We start from the raw sequence: 21,708 nt of genomic DNA on the forward strand, positions 1-21,708 counted from the left end.
ATAAATAAAAAAGCTATCTTTATTTAGGTAGCTTTTTTTTATTGATTTTAAATGACTATAATAGGTGCTTTTGCGCTCGGTATGAAGATCTTACTAAAGCTCCACTTTCTACATGACGAAAACCAATTTCCATTCCTATTTCTTTATACTTATTGAATTGTTCAGGAGTAATAAACTTCTTTACTGGTAGGTGTTGTTTAGTAGGTTGTAAATATTGACCTATAGTTACTATATCTACTTTGGCTTCTTTTAAGTCATGTAAGGTTTCAATCACCTCTTCTTCAGTTTCTCCTAAACCCAACATTATCCCTGATTTAGTACGATTAGCTCCATTCTCTTTTAAAAACTTCAAAACCTGCAAGCTACGATCATATTTGGCTTGTATACGTACCTCACGAGTAAGACGGCGTACTGTTTCCATATTATGTGATATAATTTCAGGAGCTGCTTGTAGCAGTCTATTAAGATTACGTTCTACCCCTTGAAAGTCAGGTATAAGAGTTTCCATTGTAGTTTGTGGATTCATACGCCTTACAGCACGAACTGTTTCAGCCCAAATAATACTCCCCATATCTTTAAGGTCATCACGATCTACAGAAGTAAGTACAGCATGTTTGATACCCATTAGTTTAATAGAGCGAGCTACTTTTTCCGGTTCTTCCCAATCAAGAGAGTCTGGGCGGCCTGTTTTAACACCACAAAATCCGCAAGATCGAGTACAAATATTGCCTAAAATCATAAAAGTAGCCGTTCCTTCCCCCCAACATTCTCCCATATTAGGGCAACTTCCTGAAGTGCAAATAGTATGAAGGTTATATCTATCAACTACATTTCGTAGTTCTGTATATTTTTTGCCTGTTGGTAGTTTTACACGTATCCATTGAGGTTTTCGGTCAATAGAAGGTTCTTCATTACTTGTTGATATTATAGCGAAATTTTCTACATCCATTTTTCTTGGTATCTATTAATTTTGGGCAAAGGTACAAAAAATTAGCACATTAACAAATTTACAAAAACTTGTTAATGTGCTATTATATGAAAACTGTTTATGCTAATATTTGTCGTACTTCATCTTTTAAGTGGCTTAAAGCATTGGCAGTAGGTGTTGATTTATCAACAAACTCTGTAAATATAGCTTGAGCCATTCCTTCAGCATCTTTGACCTCATCATTATAGGCTACTTTACGTATCATTTGTATAGTTGCTGCCTTAGCTGTACGTATAATATTCCATAATTTAGGTGTTAAATATATTTGTTGTGCTAAATTATGCTCAAATTCTTCATCAATAGAATTGACTAATACCATTTCATATTCTTTTTTACTTAAATTACGTGGTGGTATACGTAAAAAAAGTTGTTGAGGAGTAATACGTTCCAAAAAGAGAGTCATACGTTCGTAAGCTTGCAAACGTATAGGTAAAGAAAACTTCTGGTTTTCTTTATGAAGGAGGAAAAGACGCTTGCGATCTTCATTTTGTATGTGTATCTTAAAAAAATAAAAGGCTACTGATCCTACAATAAGAGCAGGAATACAATACATAATAAGAGTTGTAATTTGATCTGACATAGATTTGTTATGATTCTTTTAAAAGTAATAATTTTTCTAAATTAGGACTGAAAATATCTTCAAAAGCTGAAATAATACGACCATTTTTATCTATAATTAATGATTTATTAATATTATTAATTAGAAATTTTTGTGATAAATCCATAAAATTAATAGAGTGATATTGATCTGTTGATTGAATTTCAGATATTTTTTTACGCCATTCATTTTTATCTTGTCCAATATCAATACCTACAAATTTTACATTGGGATATAACGATTTTAGCTGTGTTATCCTGTCAAAAATAAGGTTAGAAATTTCTCTTTGATTCACAGACCAAAAATAATATATAGTTACTTCATGCTTTTGTATTTGAGAGAATTTAGTAAACTCGCCTTTGGCATTAATAAGATCAAAATCAGGTGGTACTTTACCTGCTTGCAAGGCTATCACATTATTAAATACCCTATCAAGCTCAGTTTTATGCTCATTATTTTTATTGTATTTAGCAAACTTATCAAAGTAGTCTTTATAATCAATATGCTCCTGAATATTAAATATATAAGCATAAGCTGCATTGCGATACAAATTATCACGCAAGCTACCTTTAGTAAATAGACTATCGATAATCTTTATTTTCTCAAGGTGAAATCCTAACTCTCTGCTAACATCTACAAGTGTATGCTTATCATAAGTATATTTTGTAAAAGCTAAATTATTAATATACATTACCATATATTGGTAATAAGGACGAAAATACTCTAAAAAAGCATCATTATAATTGATATTATTCCGATAATCATAAAAATCAGGAGGTAATTGCTCTGTAATAGGAGTAGTCCCTTTACCTTGGTATACAAAAGGGTAAATTTCCATTTCCTTGTATATAGGGAATGTAATACTTACCAAGGCTAGCTTCTTGGCTTTTTCCGATAGGTTAGGATTTCTTTTTAGAAAAGTATCATACTCATTTTTTCGTTCATTATAAATTGAGTCCATTTTTTGTTTATAACGTGAGGGTGGCAATAAAAAATAAGCTTTCATAATATCTTCATTACTATCATTAGCCTGTGCTACTACAAAGTTGTTAATAGCTGAACCTTTACCCGAAAAAGAGATACTTTGGTCAAACCTAAAAGCATTAGCATATACTACTAAGCTATCATTAGGCTCTAAGAATACATATTGAAATTTACCTTCTGTTTCAAAGTTAAAAAGCTTACTTTCAGTTATGTCTAAATGAAAAATAAAGTTTTTATCTTTATTTAAATAAGTGGTATCAATAGGAGTATCATTTAGATATAGAACAACTGATGCATCCTGAGCATTAGGAAAAAAACCTCTTAAAATAGTAGCATCAGTTCCTTTCTCTTTACAAGAAATAGCTGTGATTATCAAAATCACAAAAAAGGATAGTCTTCTTTTCATCATTCAATCATTTTCATTCAACTTAGTGCAAAGGTACAAAAACATTTTATTAGTACAAATTAATTATTTATCAAAACACAATATTAACAAAAATTTAACCCTTTACCCTTGCTAAGTGTTAAATTTCCTTACTAACTTCAAAAAGATACTTCTTTTCTACATCTGTAAGACTTGCGTAGCCACTTGCAGATATTTTATCTAACAGCTGTTTAACTTTATGTTGTTTTATCCTTTGTTCTTCTTCAAAATGAGATTGAGAGTCTTTTGGAATCACATTTGAATCCTGTTTTTTTCTTTTTTGAAATGCAAATAAATACTTATACAATAAACCTACAATAACACCTGTTGATACCCCTCCTAAATGTGCTATTTTACCTCCTGAATTAGATGAAAAATTAATCAAATCAATCAAAAAAACAAACAACAACACATATAAAATTTTTACTCTATAAGTAAATAAATATACCCCATAGTTAGGCATTAAAGTTACTAGAAAGGAAAAGAGAGCCATTATAGCAGCCGAAGCTCCTAAAAGCATTGTATTATTAACCCATTCTGGAAAAAGATAACTTATTAGTAAAAAAGTAAAAGCTCCTACTAATAGCCCTAAAAAATAGACTAATAAAAAGTCTTTCAATTTGTAAATACGAAAAAAAATGCGTCCTATAAGAAATAGAAAAAGCATATTACCTAATAAGTGCTCAAAACTTATATGATAAAAAGCATATGAGAAAAGCACCCAAGGACGTTGCCATAACATATATATGTTAGAAGGCACACATAACCACTGATTGAGTTGTTGCTCTTGCACATTTCCCGTATAAACAAGTAATTTTGTGAATACAAATAGTAATAAGGTAAGCAGTATCAATTTATCAGAAGCCTTCATTTCTTGCAAGTATTCCTTTAATTTCATTTTTTCAATATAAGTTCTGCAGTTCTGTTACTTGCTCCTTCTCCACCCAATTTTTCACGCAAAAACACATAATCTTTAAAAACTTCATAGCGATGTGCATATGTTGAAATTTTATTCAATTCTTTTTCTAAATTTGCTTTGGTGAGTTCTCCTTGTATAAGCTCTTTCACTACTGGCTTATCCATTATAAGGTTCACTAATGAAATATATTTAAGTTTAATAATGCTTTTAGCTATATGATATGAAATCCAATTCCCTTTATAACATACTACTTCGGGTACATTCAGCAAGGCTGTTTCAAGGGTTGCTGTACCACTAGTTACTAAGGCTGCATAAGCTACCGATAACAAGTCATAGGTTTTGTTACTTACAAAATGTACATTTTCATCTTTGATAAACTTCTGATAAAAATCAAATTCAATAGAAGGAGCTCCTGCAATTACAAATTGATATTGATGATAATCATTAACTATTGATAGCATTATTTTTAACATTTTGCTAATTTCCTGCTTACGGCTACCTGGTAATAACGCTATAATAGGACGATTATCTAAGTTATTTTCAGTCCTAAAGGCAGCTTCATTTACCTCTTTACGCTGGGCTATAGCGTCTAGCAAGGGGTGCCCTACGAAATGGACTTTATAATGATGCTTTTTCTCATAAAAATCCTTTTCAAATGGAAGGATTACATACATTGCATCTACATCACGCTTAATAGCTTTGATCCGGTTTTCTTTCCACGCCCATATTTGTGGTGATATATAATAATGGGTAGCAAAACCTTGTTTTTTAGCCCATTGAGCTATACGCATATTAAACCCTGGATAATCAATAAAAACAATCAAATCAGGCTGAAAAGCAGTAATATCTTTCTTGCAAAAGCTAATGTTTTTTAGTATAGTACGCAAATTAGTAAGCACTTCCCAAAACCCCATAAAAGCAAGATCACGGTAATGTTTTACTAGTGTACCTCCTACTGCTTGCATTTGGTCACCACCCCAAAAGCGAAAAATAGCTTGTGGGTCTTTTTCTTTTAAAGCTTTCATTAGGTTAGAAGCGTGTAAATCACCAGAAGCTTCACCAGCTATAATATAATATTTCATAGGTTATTTATCAAGAATTACTACTTTCATTTTAATATCTTTCTTAGGCCAATCATCTTTGCCTTCAGTTTCCACTTGGTTTATTTTATCGGCAACCTCCATCCCTGCTATCACTTTACCAAAAGCTGTATAGCCCCCATCTAAATGATAAGCTCCTGGTTTTTGTACTACTATAAAAAATTCATAAGGAGATGCAAATTGGTATGGATTATCAATATCACTACTAGGCATAGAAACTATACCACGATGGTGTTTAAATCCTTTTTTAGTATCGGGAGGTAATAGATAAGTACCTATACGGCCACGCCTTTTACTCACTTCCCAAGTATCAGAATTACCCCCCTGTATCACAAAGTCTTTCACTACACGATGAAAGATAGTACCATCAAAATAATGTTGTTTGGCAAGGAAAATAAAATTAGCTCTATGATAAGGAGTTTCTTTAAAAAGTTCTATATCAATATTACCATATTCAGTAATAATGCGCACAAAGCGTTCTTTATGACGCTTTTCATACTCAAAAAGAAATGGGATAGCTGTATCAGTAGTAAGTCTTTCACCAGGTATATCTGTATCAAGTACTGTATCTTTCTGTACCGTTTTCGCAGTATCAACAACTGTAGTAGTTGTAATAGTAGCAGTAGTTTTTTGAGTAGATTCCTGCTTATTAGAGTTGTTACAAGCTATAATAAATAATAAAGAAATAATTAATAAATGTTTCATATTTGTTCCATAAACTGCTCTAAAGCATCAATAGTTGCTTGTTCATTCTCAATGTAAGATAAGTGTCCACCTGAAAGGAGTGTATATGTACCCCCTACCCTATTGGCTAAATTAATTAAATAATCAGGACTGATAAGAGCATCATTTTCTCCAATAATAATATGTTTTTTAGCTAATAATTTCTCAAATATAGCAGTGCGATCAGGACGTCCTTTCATTCCCATAGCAGCTGCTTTAATTCCTTCGTTAAGGGTTGTAATACCTATTGTAATCAGTTTTTCAAGAGCTTCTTTAAAAAGTATTCTATTCTTTTCTGCAAATAAATTGGTTACTGCAGTACGAACAAAAAGCTCTTTGTCCTTATCAATTACCTTTAGCACTCGGTCTCTATTGGTTTTCTTTTCTTCAGAATCGGGTAAAGGAGTTGAGTTCATCAATACCAATCCATCTACCATTTCAGGATGTTGCTCAGCAAAAGCCAAAGCTACATAACCTCCCATTGAGTGACCTATAAGAGTACAATGTGATATATCTTCTTTTTGTAAAATTATCATTAGTTGTGAAGCCATAAGCTCCATAGTATGCACTTTCGCTATACAAGGTGTTTTGCCATGACCTAAAAGGTCTATTGCTAAGCAATAATAATGAGTTGCTAAAACTTTGGTTATAGACTCCCAAATAGTAGCATCTTCCAAAAAGCCATGTAGAAAAACTATTGCTTTATTTTTATTATCTCCTTTTTTATAATATGAAAATGTATGTTCCAACATAGTGCACTTTCTTTTAAGTTGCAAAGGTAGTAAAAAGAATTAAAGAAACAAAAAAAGGACTAAAATAGATAATTTCTATTTTAGTCCTCTTATTTTGCGGAGAGAGAGGGATTCGAACCCCCGGAGGTGTTACCCTCAACGGTTTTCAAGACCGCCGCATTAAACCGCTCTGCCATCTCTCCAAGTGCTATACTATTATTTATTTCAGTATTGCGGTTGCAAAAGTACAACTATTTTTATTATCTGCAAATTTTTTGCAAACTTTTTTTTAAATATTTTTCTGTAAAATATATAAACAACTGTTTTTCAGCAAAGTCTAATTATTCATTGTTGCTAAAAACTCTTCGTTATCACGAGTTTGTTTTATCTGTTTTTCCATAAATTCCATAGCCTCAATAGGATTCATTTCAGCTAAATACTTACGTAATACCCAAGTGCGATTGAGTGTATTTTCATCTAAAAGAAGGTCGTCACGACGGGTAGAAGATGCCATTAGATCAATAGCAGGGAAAATACGGCGGTTAGAAATACGACGGTCTAACTGTAACTCCATGTTACCAGTACCTTTAAACTCTTCAAAAATCACCTCATCCATTTTTGAACCTGTTTCAGTTAAAGCTGTTGCTATAATGGAGAGAGAGCCTCCGTTTTCTATGTTACGTGCTGCTCCAAAAAAGCGCTTAGGACGATGCAAAGCATTAGCATCTACCCCACCTGTAAGTATCTTACCTGATGTAGGTTGTACTGTATTATAAGCTCGAGCTAAGCGAGTAATAGAATCTAGCAAAATGACTACATCATGACCACATTCTACCAAACGTTTGGCTTTTTCCAATACTATATTGGCTATTTTAACATGTTCTGCTGCTTCTTTATCAAAAGTAGATGAAATAATTTCCCCTCGCACACTGCGTTGCATATCTGTAACCTCTTCTGGACGCTCATCAATAAGCAGTACCATTAAGTATACTTCGGGGTGGTTTTTGCTAATAGCATTGGCTACTTCTTTTAAGAGAGTAGTTTTACCTGTTTTGGGTTGTGCTACTATCATAGCACGTTGCCCTTTACCTATAGGAGCAAAAAGATCAATAAGACGAGTAGAAATAGTACAACCTTTTTCGGCTAATTTAAACTTTTCATTAGGAAAAATAGGAGTAAGATGTTCAAACAATACCCTATCACGCACCACTTGAGGATCAAGCCCATTAATTTTGATAACTTTTAGCAATGGATAGTATTTTTCGCCTTCCTTAGGGGGGCGTACTTCACCGTGTACTGTATCACCTGTTTGCAAGCCAAACAAACGGATTTGTGACGGAGATACGTATATATCATCAGGGGAGGCTAAATAATTATAATCAGATGAACGCAAAAAGCCATAACCTTCAGCAGAAATATCAAGTACCCCTTCACAATCAACTACACTATCAAATTCAAAGTCAGGAGCACGATAACGATTTTTCTTTTCTTTATCAAAGTTATCAGGATCAATTACATAGTTACTATAAGAATTGTTATTATTCTTAGGTCCATTATTATTAGAAGGATTAAAAGGGGTAGATTGAGAATTATTTTTCTTCTGAAAAGATGATTTAGTCTCTGTTTTAATATCTTCTTGAGGAGAAGTTGTAGTAGGTAGTACCTCTGTTTTAGGAAGACTTTCGTGAGCTGAACTACCTACTTTTTTAGATACTATTTCTGTTTTCTTTTTACGTTCTCTCTTTTTAGGCTCAGCAGTATTTTCTGTTTTAGGATTTGGTTTTGATTTTACTTTTACTTCAGTTTTGGTTTTTGTAGAAATTACCACTCCTTTTTGAAGAGTTTCACTACTCTTTTTTTCTTGCAAATCAAGAATTTGAGTAATAAGATCTGGTTTTTTAAGATAGCGGTACTTGGGTATATTCAGCTGTTTAGCAATTTCCTGAAGCTCAGGAAGTTTTTTAGATTTTAAGTCTGTAAAGGTGGACATTTTGTGAAAATAGTTGTTAAAGTAAAATGTTTTATTTCAGTAAAGGAGGTAGTTGTTTCTCTGTAATAAAGATGTGTTAAGATGAAAGTTTGGTTATCAATGAGATACTGAAATGTGGGGGCAAAGATACAAAATATTTTTGATTTGCAAATTTTTGTACAGTTTTTTTCACTATAGTAACGTATTTAGCTTAAGCAACAAGCTGCTAATTTAAATAGACTATAGCTATTACACTACTATACTTTTCTTCCCATTAGTCCTACTGCAAAATCTCTTAAATACTGATGTTTTTCTTCAGTAATAGTAAGTTTGGATAATAGTTCAAGCGCTTCATCAGTAATTTTTTCTATTTCTTTTCGTACTGATTGAGCAGCTCCTGTAGCCTCAAAAAGAGCTTTAACAGATGCTATTTTTATTTCGTTATCTTCAGTAGTAGTGTAATACTGTTTAAGTGCTTGGTGCTGTTGTGTATTGGCTAAGGCTAAGGCTTTTAAGTAGAGTATAGTTTTCTTATTCTCAATAATATCGCCTCCTATACGCTTTCCAAAAGTATAATCGCCAAAAGTATCTAAATAATCATCTTGCAACTGAAAAGCTAAGCCTATTTTTTCACCAAAATTGTACAATAACTCTTGGTCATTACGTGAAGCTCCTACTACTATAGCTCCCATTTGCAAAGCAGCTCCTACTAATACAGCTGTTTTGTAACGTATCATTTGAAGATAAGTATCTATAGGCACCTCTGTTTCAGTTTCAAAATCCATATCCCACTGTTGTCCCTCACATACTTGCAGAGCAGTACGAGAAAGAAGTTGGGTAAGAGGTGTAAATATTTCGGCAGGATAGCTATCCAACAGCTGATAGGCTTTTACTAACATTGCATCTCCAGAGAGAATGCCTATATTTAAGTTCCATTTTTGGTGTACAGTAGCTTTTCCTCGCCTTAGTGGGGCTTTATCCATAATATCATCATGAATAAGTGAAAAGTTATGAAATACCTCTACCGCAGCAGCTGCATTTAAAGCCTTATGATAATCACCACTAAAAAGATCTGCAGCTATCAGGGTAAGGATAGGGCGTAAGCGTTTGCCTCCTATCTGCAATATATATTGTATAGGTTCGTATAAATTACGAGGTTCTTTCACGTTTATTTCAGCGTTTAAAAACTCTAAAAACGCCTCTCTGTAATGCTCTGTTGAATACATTTTATTTTTGTTTTAACTGCCTTATCACTGTTCGTACCGATACAAACCCTATTCTTTCTTGAGGTATTTCACACAAAGGATACCATTGTAGTGCCTTAATTTCATCAGGGGCTACTATATGTACTTGTTCTTCTTGCAGCTCACACTCAAAGAAAATATCCATAGTGCGATAAGGTACATTTTTGTACAAATAGTTATTAGGATAGGTAGTAATAAAGCGCAACTGATCAGGCTTAATATCCATACCCATCTCTTCTTTTACTTCACGGCAGGCCGCTTCCTGTGCTGTTTCTTCAGGATCAATAAAGCCCCCTGGAAGATCAAGTTTACCTTTATCGGGTTCCATATTACGGACTGTAAAAAGTATCTTATCCTGATAACGAAATACTACAGCTACTGCGGCTGCTATATTATGAAAATAAGTAAAACCACAATCGTGACATAAAAAACGCACATTATTGGGGAACTCAATATTTGTAGAGGTACAATTTGGACAATGTTTAAAAATGCTTTCCATAAATAGTACTATTTTTTAATAGTTGGGCTACCTCAGTAGTGTAGCTAAACCATTGTATTTCTTTATTTTTATTAAACCAAGTATACTGTCGCTTGGCAAATCTACGAGTATTTTTCTTAATCTCTTCTACAGCCTCTGCAAGGCTCATTTTCCTCTCAAAAAAGGCAAATAATTCTTGATAACCTACTGTTTGTAAGGCATTCAGATCGCGATATGGAAAAAGGTTTTGTGCTTCTATCAGTAAGCCGCTTTCCAGCATCTGCTCTACCCTATCATTGATGCGCTGGTACACAACCTCACGATCGGCTGTAAGCCCAATTATAATGCTATTGAAATCTCGGTTTATATCCTTTTTCTTAAGAAAAGAAGAATAAGGCTGTCCGCTAGCCAAACACACTTCCAGAGCGCGTATCATACGCTGAGGGTTATTAATATCCATTTGGGCGTATTGCTGTGGGTCTAACTGTTGTAACTTTGCTTGTAAAGAAACTATTCCTTCGGTTTCATACTCTGCGTTTAGCTGCTGGCGTATTGCCTCTGGCACTTCAGGAAAATCATCCAAACCATACAATACAGCATTAACATATAAACCACTCCCCCCCACCATTACTACCACATCTTGTTGAGTAAAAAGCTTATTAAGTAATAGCAAAGCATCTCGTTCAAAATCACCTACTGTATAAACTTCTGTAACCGATTTATGCTGAATAAAATGATGTTTTGCCATTGCAAGCTCTGTAGGAGTAGGCACTGCCGTTCCTATAGTCATTTCTTTGTAAAACTGGCGTGAGTCACATGAAATGATTTCTGTACCAAAGTGCCGAGCCAAATCTATTGCCATTCGGGTCTTTCCTATGGCTGTAGGTCCCACCACTGTAATAAGGGTTTTCTTACTTTTCACTTGCATTAGTTATCGGTTCTTTCAGTTCATTACCACACTGGCTACAGTATCTCGATTCAGGCTGATTTTGGTAGTTACAATGCCTACAGATGCGGCGTTGTGTTTTCATTCGTGTATATTCAGCTGTTACAATACCTGTAGGTACTGCTATAATTCCGTAACCCAATATCATAATAAATGCAGATATTATCTGTCCTAATGCCGTTTGGGGGGCTATATCACCATAACCTACTGTAGTCATTGTTACAATACACCAATAAATACTGCGCGGTATACTGGTAAAACCGCTTTCACTGCTTTCTACTACATACATCACCGAACCTAATAAAACGCATATTACCAATACAAAGTAGGTAAAAATAATAATTTTATTCCGACTGTTATACAAAGCATTTTTTAGCTCCTTACCTTGGTTCATAAAGCTAACCAAATCCAATATCCGGAACACTCGTAACAATCGTAATGCTCGCACTACCGAGATAGCTTTTGTACTAGGAGTTATAAAGGATAAGTACATAGGTAATAAAGCTATCAAATCGATAATACCATATAGGCTGAAGATGTAGCGATAAGGATGCCTGTTGGTAATAATCCGGAGTATGTATTCCATTGTAAAGAAAATGGTTATTACCCACTCCATAAATACAAGTAACCCGTGAATACGCTGATTCACCCCCTCTACCGTCTCTAACATTACCATTAGTACGCTAATAATTATTAGCTGTAACAAGATAATATCAAACAACTTCCCTAAAGGAGTATTGGTGCCATAAATAATGATATAAGCTTTCTTCTTAAAAACTTCATATTGGTTTTTTAAGCGCTCTTTATCTATGTTTTTTAATTTATTTAGTAAGCCAATCACGGAATGAATAAAAGTTTTGTGGTGATACCCCGTGTCCTACAGGAAACTCTTCATACTTGTATTTTACGCCTAATGCTTTTAGAAAATTAGGGGTTTGGCGCGCCCATTCTACAGGTATTACTTGGTCACTTGCACCGTGTGACACATAAAAATGAGTAAAAGTATGGTTTTCTCTCTCATAACCTTCTTTTAGTATATCCTTATTTAGATAACCGCTAAGGGCTATTACATTACGTATTTTTTTAGGATAGGACAAGGCAACTGCCATACCAAGTATACTACCCTGACTAAAGCCTAAAATCGTAATGTTTTTAGTATCCAAATCATACAAGGTACAAGCCTCATCTATGCTTTGCATTATCAAATCACGGGCTGCTATAGCTTGCTCATTATCACTAACAGGGGTATTGGTATCAAAATTAATCATATACCACGCATATCCAAATGAGGCAAGATGATAAGGCGCCCGAAATGATATGATAGTGTACTCACTGGGTAAAGCATCGGCAAAAGAGAACAGATCCTCTTCATTACTGCCATAGCCATGTATCATAAATATTACGGGTGATCGCTTATTTCTCAATTCGGGATACCTAATAACATACTCTAAAGGTAGTTTTTTGTTGGCATTCATAATCTTTATTCTTAATTATTTAAAATCAGTTGTTTATTGGCTATTACACCTATTACTTTACCTTTCATTGTTGCTCCTATAAAAGCACTATTTTTTGAGGACGAAAGAATATCGGTTTCCTTAAATAGAAAGCTACCTTCTGGGCTGAAAAGGGTAAGATCGGCTATAGCTCCTTCTGCTATAGGATGAGTAGGAATACCAAAACGCTTACGGGCTCCTGTGAGCAACTGTACTGCTTTTTCTGTCGAAACATACTGGCTCAATACGCCCCAAACGTTTTCCAATCCTATAGTACCAAAATCAGCCAAGTCAAACTCTTTGAATTTAAGCTCTATATCTAGCGGATTATGATCAGAAGTAACAAAATCAATAATTCCTCCCTCTAAGGCTTGGCGTAGTGCCAACACATTATCGGTATCGCGTAGCGGAGGCAATACTTTATAGTTGGTATTAAAAGTTTCGAGCACCTCATCGGTAAAATGCAAGTTAGCTATAGCTACACTACAAGTTACATCCAAGCCTTTGGCTTTGGCCTCAGCTATTAGGGCTACCGATTGTGCCGTAGAAATAGTAGGAATGTGCAATTTACCCCCTGTATACTCCAATATCGCCAAATCACGCGCTACGATAAGTTCTTCTGCAAGGGCTGGGATACCTTTCAAGCCCAAGCGGGTACCTTCGGTATGTTCATTTACTACGCCTTTACCCATAATTTTGGTATCATTAGGGAAAGAAAGAACAATCCCACCAAAAGGCTGTGTGTATTGCAAGGCTATTTTAAGCAAATTACTATTGCCTATTGGCTTTTTATAATCACCAAAAGCTACAGCCCCACCCTGCTGCATATCATATAGTTCTGCAAGATGTTCTCCTTTGCCTCCTTCGGTAAGTGCGCCTATCGGGTGTGCTGTAGCAGCAAAATGGCGTGTAGCTTCCTGCAAGTACTGTACCCCTGCCTTAGTATCGTTCACAGGGTGAGTAAGAGGATTGATAAGCACGTGAGTAAAGCCGCTATGCTGGGCGGTACGCATTCCGTTGGCAAGGGTTTCGCGTTCCTCATACCCTGGTTCGCCAAAGCAAACACTGCTATCCGTCCACCCTTGTGATACATAAGCTTTTTCAATAACCTTATCAGTATTTTGGGCGGTTAAGGTATCGGCTATTTGGGTTATTTTCCCGTCGGAAATCAGAATATCTTTCACAGTGTTATGATAAACACTTTCATTATCAATAATTTGCGCTGATTTGAGGAGTATATTCATAATGAGTTCTATTACACTTTTATTCCGACGGCAAAAGTACAAAATAATTTACAATTAACAATTAATAATTAACATTTTTTAAAGGCTTTCACAACCGCTCTCCAGCCTATCTCCTTCCTGCTTATTCTATTTCTCTTTATTTGATATTGCAAAAAATACAACCTTTTCCCCTTTTTAACAATAAATCTTTAATTTTTGCAACTTCTATCTCTTTTCAATTCAAATTTTACAATCTCCTTATAATCAATATATTTCTAATTTATCATCACCCAACTCTACCCTAAGAAACCATACAGGATAAACGAACTAATAACGAAGGATAAACGAACTATAAACGAACCATAAGCATAACATAGCTGATAATCAGTCGTTTTCTCCTTATGCTGCATTTTAAACATTTAGCAATGATTCCCGCAAAACATTGCATTTTCATCAATCTCCTTCCCAAATAGAAATATAAGCTTCAATTCTCAATTGCCTTTTGTCACTCTGGCAAGCCAAAAAAATATACATTGTACTTGTTATTTTATAATTAATTCGTACCTTTGCAGCATTAAAATAAAAGGATTTCAAATGAAAAAAATCATCTTAACAGCTGCACTTAGTGTAGCTACATTGGGTGCTGTACAAGCACAAAAAATCAACTTAGGTAAGGCTGTCAATGCTGTATCCAAAGGCGCTCAAGCCCTCACTTTTAGCAATGAAGACGCTAAAAAACTCTCTAAAGAGTCTGTGGACTGGATGGATGCGCATAACCCTGTTGCCGATAAAAAAAGTGCCTATACCAAACGCCTACATCGCTTGTTCGATAAACACAAGAATGAGGACGGTATGGAACTAAACTACAAAGTGTACGAAGTAGTCGATATTAACGCCTTCGCTTGTGCCGATGGTAGCGTACGTGTATTTTCATCTCTTATGGACTTAATGACCGATAATGAATTGCTCGCTATCATAGGTCACGAAATAGGACACGTAAAGAATGAGGATACTAAAGATGCTATCAAAGCTGCTTACACTCGTGCCGCTGTACAAGAAGCCGGAGCAGCAGCCTCAGGCGTCGTACGCAAGCTTAGCGAAACTGAATTGGGCGAAATGGCCAACGCAATGCTCGATGCTAAACACAGCAAAAAACAAGAATCTCAAGCCGATGAATACTCATACAACTTTATGAAAAAACACGGCTATGATGTAGTAGCTGTATATACCGCATTTAAAAAGTTGGCGCTGCTTTCATCTGGCGAAAAACAAAGTAACTTCCAAAAAATGATGAGTTCACACCCCGATAGCGATAAGCGTGCCGAAGCAGCTAAAAAACGTGCTATTAAAGACGGCCTATGGAAAGAACCAGGTGAAGTAACCTTACCTACAACCCCTATAAAATAAAGAACCTTTCACAGATAACACTGATAACACAATACTCTCTGTTATAAACCCCGTGTTATCAGTGTAATCTGTACGAAACATTTGACAGAAAAACACGTCAGATTCCTAAAAACTAACACCGAAATTGAGAAAAAGAAGAAGAAAAAATACTACCATTCACAATAACAATACAAAGAAAAAACATCCTGTCAGGAACTTCTTTATAGTGCTCTTCCTACTCCTAATAGTAGGAGGAATAAGCGGTGGTGTGTATATCAGAACATACTACCCTGCTATTTACCAAAAAATACTGAACAAACTAAGAGTAAAAACCAATTCTACTTACGAAAATCAGCGCATCGAGCGCATTATAGGCCTACATTACGACAAAATATTTGGAATAGACCTCTCTCACTACCAAGAACGCGAAGAAATACTATGGGATAGCCTCTATATACGCCATAAAAACGCACGTTACCCTATCCAATTTGCAGTCTTTCGTGCCACAATGGGCAATGAAGCTACCGATAAGAATTTTGCTCACTTTTTTGAAGAAGCCAAAAACCACCAATTAGTACGCGGGGCTTACCATTACTACCGCCCCGACGAAGACCCTATACTTCAAGCCAATTCATACCTGAAGAACGCTAAGTTAGAAAAAGGCGACCTTGTCCCTATCATAGATGTAGAACAACTGCCCAAAACCAAAAGTAAAGAACAATTCATTGCCGATATACAAAAATGGTTAGATATAGTAGAAAAACACTACAAACGCAAGCCCATACTCTACACTTATATCAGCTTCTATGAAGATTATTTATATCCTACCTTTAAGCAATACCCACTTTGGGTAGCCAACTACAATAATGTATCAGCCCCTACATCAGTTTTTAAGTGGCAAATGTGGCAATTCACCGAAAATGGTATTACCGCAGGGGCTAAAGTAAAGATTGACCTTAACATTTTCAACGGAAATATAGTCCAACTAAATGAATGCTTGCTAAAATGACCAAAAAAGAACTCAGAAACTACTACAAGCAGCTGCGCTCTGCTCTTTCCGAACAAGAGCGCGAGGCTATGAGCAAAAAAATAGTCGATAACCTACAACAGTTACCTATCTGGGAATACAGCACTTATCACATCTTCCTACCTATTGAAAAACTACACGAAATTAATACTCATCACCTTATAGCAGCATTAAAAGAGCAACACAAAACGATAGTAGTACCTGTAATGCACCCCGAAAGTAAAAGCCTTACTTCGGTACTACTCACCAGTGATAGTAAGCTGCAAACCAACACTTGGGGAGTACCCGAACCTAGCGAAGAGGTAATTATTCCCGATGAGAAAATAGACGTTATTTTTGTCCCCCTATTAGCTTATGATAGCACAGGTAACCGCATAGGCTATGGCGGTGGCTATTACGACCGCTTTTTAGCACAATGCAAGCCCACAACACTCAAAATAGGACTCTCTTTCTTCCCACCACATCCCGAAAGTTTTGCAGCTATCACACATAATACAGATATAGTTTTAGATAGTGCAGTAAGCCCTTTAGCAGTTAGCAATTTTAAAAATTAACCTATCACGAAATAAGTCCGTCTGTTTGCTTATTCCCCAATTATTTGTACCTTTGCCGAAAATTAGATAAAAAATGCTTATCATAGGAATTACAGGAGGAACAGGCTGTGGTAAAACCACTGTTGTAAATCAGATTATTAAAGAGCTTTCGGGCGAAGAGGTAACCGTTATTTCACAAGATTCATATTACAAAGACTTGAGTCACCTCAGCTTTGAACAACGTACAAAAATTAATTTTGACCATCCAAACTCTATTGATTTCGACCTATTAAAAAGTCATCTATTGGCACTCAAAGCAGGTAATGAAATTGATAGCCCTACTTACTCATTTGTAGAGCATAATCGCACTGCCGAAACCATACGCCTAAAACCCACTAAGGTAGTAATTGTCGAAGGGATTCTTATCTTCTCACATCCCGATATACGTGAGCTTTTTGATATTAAAATATTCGTTCACGCCGATTCCGACGAAAGACTCATACGCCGTATCAAACGCGATATCACTGAACGCGGCAGAGATATAGAAGAAGTACTAAACCGCTACCAGAATACACTCAAACCTATGCACCTTCAGTTTATTGAACCTACTAAAGAGTTCGCTGATATTATTATCCCCAATAACCGCCGCAATACCGTAGCTATTGATATACTCAAAACCCTTGTTCACAACCGTATTTTTCACCGATAATGAAGAAATTACTTGCATATCTTTCAGTACTAAAAGGCTATAAGTTATACTTAGCTATCCTAGCTCTTTTTGTAATATGGATGTCCTTTTTTGATTCAACTTCTCTATTAACTCATTACGAGCTAAACAAGGAAAGAGACAAGCTTAATAAACAACGACAGTTCTTACAACGTGAAATTGAAAAAGATAAAAAAGAGTTGGAAGCTCTTTATACTGAAGAAGGCAAAGAAAAATTAGGACGTGAAGTTTATAACCTAAAACATGATAATGAAGAAGTTTTTATCATTGAGTATGACACTATAAATTAGGCTTAAAATATTAAAAGTTTCAGGGGGCAAGTAGTAAGTTTTACTACCTGCCCCCTGAAACTTGTTTATTTATGATTAATACAACAATTCTACCTCTTTAACTGAAAACTGCTGGGTACTACTTTCAGTTTCTACTACAAGTTCACCATAGGAAGTTACCCCCTTAATAATCCCCATAAAAAGAGTACCATTAGGCAAACGAAAAGTAGATACTTTTTCTATTCTGTATAAATTTTCTTTGTAAATAGGATATATAGCCTCAAACGAAGTTGTAGATAACGTAGATAACTCTTTCTCTAAGTTCAGTACGATAGCCTTAAGAAGCTGTTCTACCTCAATCTCTTTATTCCATAACACTTTAAGTGATGAAGCTTTGGGTAACCCTTCAAAGTTTGTTTGGTTCACATTTAAACCTATACCTATTACACTTTTTAAAAGCTGTTGCCCTTGCAATACATTTTCAATAAGAATACCCCCTACTTTTTTATTAGCAACAAGAATATCATTAGGCCATTTAATATGTATATCAGCCGTATCTTGATAAGATTTTAAAGTTTTAAGCACAGTAATAGGCACTAACATATTTAGCAAAAAAGCCCTATCTACAGTTAGATTAGAGGGTATAAAAAGCGTACTAAAAGTGAGGTTCATATAAGGCTCACTTTGCCACTTAGCTCCATATTGCCCTACACCTGCCGTTTGCTGTGGAGTAAATACAGTAAGATAATTAGGTAAAGAGCGCTCAGTGCGAATAAGATCTTTAAGATATCTATTAGTCGAATCTATAGTTTGTAGGGTAATAAGATTCATATTAGAATTGGAAATATATAAATGGCTGGGCATCACTAGAAGCCGTAGCGTATACCACCCAAAAAGTAAGAGCTATAATTGTAGCCTTGAACACTATTGGCATACTATCAAACAAGTTTTTGAGTTGCTCATTCATATTTTTAGGGAAGAAGTGCCATATATAACCAATAGCTATTAGTATAAATACATTACGATACCCTTCAATAATAGTTTTCCATTGTTCAAAATTAAAAGTAAGCTCATAAATATTATTGATTATATTTAGAGCTATATCAAAATCACGCGAGCGGAAGAATATCCAGCAGAAAGCCACAAAATGAAAAGTAATAAGTATTGCCACCAAACTGCCAATACTGCGCCAAATCGTTTTCTTCTCAGGGTCTTTAGTAGGGAAAAGTTCTACAAAGGTTTTATGTACAGCGAGTGCCAGCCCGTGTAAAGCTCCCCAAACAATAAAGCGAAGATTTGCCCCATGCCACAATCCTCCTAATAGCATAGTAGTCATTTGATTAAAGCCACTTCTCAATGACTTTACTTTATTCTTAGCAACAATTATAGAGAGTACAAACACTACTAAGGCTCCTAAACTAATATATAGTGGTAAAGGTGTGGTAGCATACATTTTGTATCCCCAAAATAAAGTTGCTGCAAAGAATACAACAGGAAAAAAATAACCCCAAAAAGTACCTTTCCTATTTCCCCCTACTGATATGTATAGGTAATCTTTCAGCCAAGTAGAAAGTGAGATGTGCCACCTGCGCCAAAACTCAGTAATATTCTGTGATTGGTAAGGTGTACGGAAGTTAATAGGCAGGGTAAAGCCCATTAGTAAGGCTAAACCTATTGCCATATCGGAATAGCCAGAAAAGTCACAATATATTTGCAGGGTATAGCCATATACCGCCATTAGGTTCTCAAAAGCACTATAACTATTAGGAGCATCAAATACCCTATCTACAAAATTAAGTGATATGTAATCGGAAATAACAGCCTTTTTAAGTAGTCCGCCAATAATGAGAAATAAAGCCATTGAGGCATCCTCTTTAGTAAGGGTTATTTTTTTATATATCTGCGGGATAAAGTCTTTAGCTCGTACAATAGGCCCTGCTACCAACTGAGGGAAGAAGCAGACAAAGAAAGTGAAATCTAAAAAGCTTTTAGCAGGTTCTATCTCACGGCGGTATATATCTATAGTATAGCTCATTGTTTGGAAGGTATAGAATGAAATACCTACCGGTAAGAAGATATCCTGTAGGGCAAAGTTACTTTGCAAAATAGCATTAAAGCTATCAATAAGAAAGTTGGTGTACTTAAAATAGCCTAATATACCTAGATTGGTAACCATACTTACGGCTAAGAAAAACTTACGCCAACCTTGGTTTTGACTTTTATATATTCGGTTGGCAAAGTAATAATCTAATAATGAAGATATAATAAGCAGTACAAAGTAATTACCACCTGCCTTATAGTAGAAAAATAGTGAAAATAATGTAACATATACGGTACGAAAAGTAGCGTGGTTACGGGTAAATATATATACAAAATAAAAAGCTAAAAATAACGACAAAAACAGACTGCTATTAAATAGCATCGGGTGTTGGGGGTTAAAAGTGAAGTTATCAGTAATCCACTGTACTAAGGCTGATGTGTTCAATTTAAGTAAGGTTTTAAAGGAAATTTGATTTGTTGTTTATAATTCTTATAGTTGCTCATTAAAGCATCGTAAAAAAGAGAGCCTTGCTCTAAATAGCCATCGCGGGTGTAGTGTACACGATCATCTGCAATGAGTTTTTCTTGAATGAAACGAGTCATAGCTTCATTGCCACCTAAAGCCCTATATAAATCAAATACTCCATAATTAGCCTTTACAGAATTATCAATAAGGGTATTGGCATACTCCATACACAAAGGGTTTGGATTTTTCTTTTTATAGAGTGAAGGTGGCGGGGTAGTAAGCAGTATAGGGCATTGACCATAGCTACTGCGAATAGTCTCAATGAACTTAGTAACTTCGGCATCATAACGCTCTGCTGACATTCTGCCAAAGGTTTCGTTAGTACCTAATGAAATAACTATCAAATCGGGAGATAAGGCTTTTATCTGCTCAAAGAAACGAGATGACTTATTATAATCGGAAAAATGAGCACCATTAACACCTATGGTGTGATAAATAATTCCATTATGATTGTTTTCCAACACTATACCATTCAAAGTAAATGAGGTACTTTGGGCATTGGGAGTAAGGTATATTTTATCAGATACATCTAAACTATCATAAGCGTAATAGCTATAAAGGGAGTTGCCATTTAAGATAGTTGCGTTGCTCATATCTACTTTAGTATCGGGAGGTGTGGTTTTTCCTTTAGTTGGGATATGCAGCACCTGCCCTATACGTATATTATTTGACCTTAAGCCATTTGCTTTTTGTACTTGGGCTACAGTAATATGATATTTCCGAGATATGGCATATAGGGTTTCGCCTTTCGTTACCTTATGTGAAATACTTTTAGGAGCGGAAGGAGTGAGTGTAGTTATCTTTCCTACATTGGTAGCCAGCTCAAAAAGACGTTGGTTATCGGGGGTAATAATTTTAAGGGTATTGAAAGCGTAATCTTTATTTTTCAGATTCAGCTCTATTACAAAATTCTTCTTATTAGTAGAAAGTGCATAACCACTAATACCTGATAAATCGGAGTTCTTTTCACCATTCCAAGCAATATTGGAAGTGAAACTTACATTCTTACCTCCGTTAGTTTTGATAAGTGAATAAGGGAACACTAACCCCAAACCAGCATTACCAAATACTTCTTGGAGGCGTACCCTCATTACATTTGTCATTACATCGGCTTGGATATGGGAGTCGCCAATGTGTACTATGTTAATTTTGCGGTCGTGAAAGGTATCTAAAGCTACCAGTTTTTCAAAGAAAGGATTAAGAGCTGAGGCATTGTAAAAGTTGTTATATTCAAGTGGAACTCTTTTATTGGCTTTAGCTGCTGAAGTCTTAGGCATATTTATAGCAGTAGTGTAGTTCACGCTAAAATATACCGAGAGCGTAAGCATAAACAGCATAACCGCTATCATTCTTCTTGTTATAAAAAAACTTTTCATTGTT

22 protein-coding genes and 1 tRNA gene are annotated in these 21,708 nt (G+C 35.2%); 5 read left to right on the forward strand and 18 right to left on the reverse strand.

All coding sequences use genetic code 11. From position 1 onward, the window contains the following. Window positions 1-55: 55 nt before the first annotated feature. The 15 genes from lipA to C4H12_RS04580 form a co-directional block, all read right to left on the reverse strand. The gene (gene lipA, locus C4H12_RS04510) at window positions 56-949 is read right to left on the reverse strand and encodes a lipoyl synthase (RefSeq protein WP_106097872.1); all 894 of its coding nucleotides are present in this window, start codon (window positions 947-949) and stop codon (window positions 56-58) included. 97 nt (window positions 950-1,046) lie between these two features. Beyond that, window positions 1,047-1,568, reverse strand: coding sequence for a hypothetical protein (locus C4H12_RS04515; RefSeq protein ID WP_106097873.1), 522 nt, complete (start codon window positions 1,566-1,568; stop codon window positions 1,047-1,049). Window positions 1,569-1,575: 7 nt separating this feature from the next. Beyond that, window positions 1,576-2,976 (reverse strand): thioredoxin-like domain-containing protein, encoded by a 1,401-nt coding sequence (locus C4H12_RS04520; RefSeq protein WP_106097874.1) that lies wholly within the window; start codon window positions 2,974-2,976, stop codon window positions 1,576-1,578. 118 nt (window positions 2,977-3,094) lie between these two features. Beyond that, entirely contained in the window at window positions 3,095-3,892 is a 798-nt protein-coding gene (locus C4H12_RS04525; RefSeq protein WP_106097875.1) for a rhomboid family intramembrane serine protease, read from the reverse strand. Continuing rightward, a complete protein-coding gene (gene lpxB / locus C4H12_RS04530; RefSeq protein ID WP_106097876.1) occupies window positions 3,889-4,995 on the reverse strand; it encodes a lipid-A-disaccharide synthase in 1,107 nt (368 codons plus the stop codon). Before lpxB ends, C4H12_RS04525 begins: the two co-directional genes overlap by 4 nt. 3 nt (window positions 4,996-4,998) lie before the next feature. Next, window positions 4,999-5,718: a peptidylprolyl isomerase gene (locus C4H12_RS04535; RefSeq protein ID WP_106097877.1), complete on the reverse strand. Its 720-nt coding sequence runs from the start codon at window positions 5,716-5,718 to the stop codon at window positions 4,999-5,001. Continuing rightward, window positions 5,715-6,488 carry an alpha/beta fold hydrolase gene (locus tag C4H12_RS04540; RefSeq protein ID WP_254424809.1) on the reverse strand — a complete coding sequence of 258 codons (774 nt, stop codon included), beginning with the start codon at window positions 6,486-6,488 and terminating at the stop codon, window positions 5,715-5,717. The genes C4H12_RS04535 and C4H12_RS04540 overlap by 4 nt, the downstream gene beginning before the upstream one ends. A 97-nt stretch (window positions 6,489-6,585) precedes the next feature. Further along, window positions 6,586-6,670 (reverse strand) — tRNA-Ser (locus C4H12_RS04545). A 134-nt stretch (window positions 6,671-6,804) separates the two neighbouring features. Continuing rightward, window positions 6,805-8,457 carry a transcription termination factor Rho gene (gene rho / locus C4H12_RS04550; RefSeq protein WP_106097878.1) on the reverse strand — a complete coding sequence of 551 codons (1,653 nt, stop codon included), beginning with the start codon at window positions 8,455-8,457 and terminating at the stop codon, window positions 6,805-6,807. 236 nt (window positions 8,458-8,693) lie between these two features. After that, window positions 8,694-9,662 carry a polyprenyl synthetase family protein gene (locus tag C4H12_RS04555; RefSeq protein ID WP_106097879.1) on the reverse strand — a complete coding sequence of 323 codons (969 nt, stop codon included), beginning with the start codon at window positions 9,660-9,662 and terminating at the stop codon, window positions 8,694-8,696. A 1-nt stretch (window position 9,663) separates the two neighbouring features. Further along, window positions 9,664-10,179 carry an NUDIX domain-containing protein gene (locus C4H12_RS04560; RefSeq protein ID WP_106097880.1) on the reverse strand — a complete coding sequence of 172 codons (516 nt, stop codon included), beginning with the start codon at window positions 10,177-10,179 and terminating at the stop codon, window positions 9,664-9,666. Further along, window positions 10,163-11,080: a tRNA (adenosine(37)-N6)-dimethylallyltransferase MiaA gene (gene miaA, locus C4H12_RS04565; protein WP_106099426.1), complete on the reverse strand. Its 918-nt coding sequence runs from the start codon at window positions 11,078-11,080 to the stop codon at window positions 10,163-10,165. Before miaA ends, C4H12_RS04560 begins: the two co-directional genes overlap by 17 nt. Next, the gene (locus tag C4H12_RS04570) at window positions 11,070-11,915 is read right to left on the reverse strand and encodes an ion transporter (protein WP_106099427.1); all 846 of its coding nucleotides are present in this window, start codon (window positions 11,913-11,915) and stop codon (window positions 11,070-11,072) included. Before C4H12_RS04570 ends, miaA begins: the two co-directional genes overlap by 11 nt. A 10-nt stretch (window positions 11,916-11,925) precedes the next feature. After that, on the reverse strand, window positions 11,926-12,579 hold the full coding sequence (locus C4H12_RS04575) for an alpha/beta hydrolase (protein WP_106097881.1): 654 nt from the start codon (window positions 12,577-12,579) through the stop codon (window positions 11,926-11,928). 11 nt (window positions 12,580-12,590) lie between these two features. Further along, window positions 12,591-13,841 carry a dihydroorotase family protein gene (locus tag C4H12_RS04580; RefSeq protein ID WP_106097882.1) on the reverse strand — a complete coding sequence of 417 codons (1,251 nt, stop codon included), beginning with the start codon at window positions 13,839-13,841 and terminating at the stop codon, window positions 12,591-12,593. A gap of 573 nt (window positions 13,842-14,414) precedes the next feature. Between C4H12_RS04580 and C4H12_RS04585 the strand changes: the two genes are divergently transcribed. The 5 genes from C4H12_RS04585 to C4H12_RS04605 all read left to right on the forward strand — a co-directional run bounded on the left by C4H12_RS04585 (window position 14,415) and on the right by C4H12_RS04605 (window position 17,783). Then, window positions 14,415-15,227 (forward strand): M48 family metallopeptidase, encoded by an 813-nt coding sequence (locus C4H12_RS04585; protein WP_106097883.1) that lies wholly within the window; start codon window positions 14,415-14,417, stop codon window positions 15,225-15,227. A 124-nt stretch (window positions 15,228-15,351) separates the two neighbouring features. Next, a complete protein-coding gene (locus C4H12_RS04590; RefSeq protein ID WP_106097884.1) occupies window positions 15,352-16,215 on the forward strand; it encodes a GH25 family lysozyme in 864 nt (287 codons plus the stop codon). Then, window positions 16,212-16,787 (forward strand): 5-formyltetrahydrofolate cyclo-ligase, encoded by a 576-nt coding sequence (locus C4H12_RS04595; protein WP_106097885.1) that lies wholly within the window; start codon window positions 16,212-16,214, stop codon window positions 16,785-16,787. The genes C4H12_RS04590 and C4H12_RS04595 overlap by 4 nt, the downstream gene beginning before the upstream one ends. A gap of 73 nt (window positions 16,788-16,860) precedes the next feature. Beyond that, the gene (udk, locus tag C4H12_RS04600) at window positions 16,861-17,475 is read left to right on the forward strand and encodes a uridine kinase (protein WP_106097886.1); all 615 of its coding nucleotides are present in this window, start codon (window positions 16,861-16,863) and stop codon (window positions 17,473-17,475) included. Further along, window positions 17,475-17,783, forward strand: a complete 309-nt coding sequence (locus C4H12_RS04605) for a septum formation initiator family protein (protein WP_106097887.1) — start codon at window positions 17,475-17,477, stop codon at window positions 17,781-17,783. Before udk ends, C4H12_RS04605 begins: the two co-directional genes overlap by 1 nt. A 75-nt stretch (window positions 17,784-17,858) precedes the next feature. Here the strand turns inward: C4H12_RS04605 and C4H12_RS04610 are convergent, their stop codons facing one another. The 3 genes from C4H12_RS04610 to C4H12_RS04620 are packed head-to-tail and all read right to left on the reverse strand — an operon-like array spanning window position 17,859 to window position 21,704. Further along, complete coding sequence (locus tag C4H12_RS04610) at window positions 17,859-18,593, reverse strand: biotin--[acetyl-CoA-carboxylase] ligase (RefSeq protein WP_106097888.1); 735 nt, start codon at window positions 18,591-18,593, stop codon at window positions 17,859-17,861. 1 nt (window position 18,594) lies between these two features. Further along, complete coding sequence (locus C4H12_RS04615) at window positions 18,595-20,247, reverse strand: MBOAT family protein (RefSeq protein WP_254424810.1); 1,653 nt, start codon at window positions 20,245-20,247, stop codon at window positions 18,595-18,597. Next, window positions 20,244-21,704 carry a LysM peptidoglycan-binding domain-containing protein gene (locus tag C4H12_RS04620; RefSeq protein ID WP_371514486.1) on the reverse strand — a complete coding sequence of 487 codons (1,461 nt, stop codon included), beginning with the start codon at window positions 21,702-21,704 and terminating at the stop codon, window positions 20,244-20,246. The genes C4H12_RS04615 and C4H12_RS04620 overlap by 4 nt, the downstream gene beginning before the upstream one ends. Window positions 21,705-21,708 lie beyond the last annotated feature (4 nt).

Source organism: Capnocytophaga sp. oral taxon 878, from assembly GCF_002999135.1.
Taxonomy (GTDB): Bacteria; Bacteroidota; Bacteroidia; order Flavobacteriales; family Flavobacteriaceae; genus Capnocytophaga.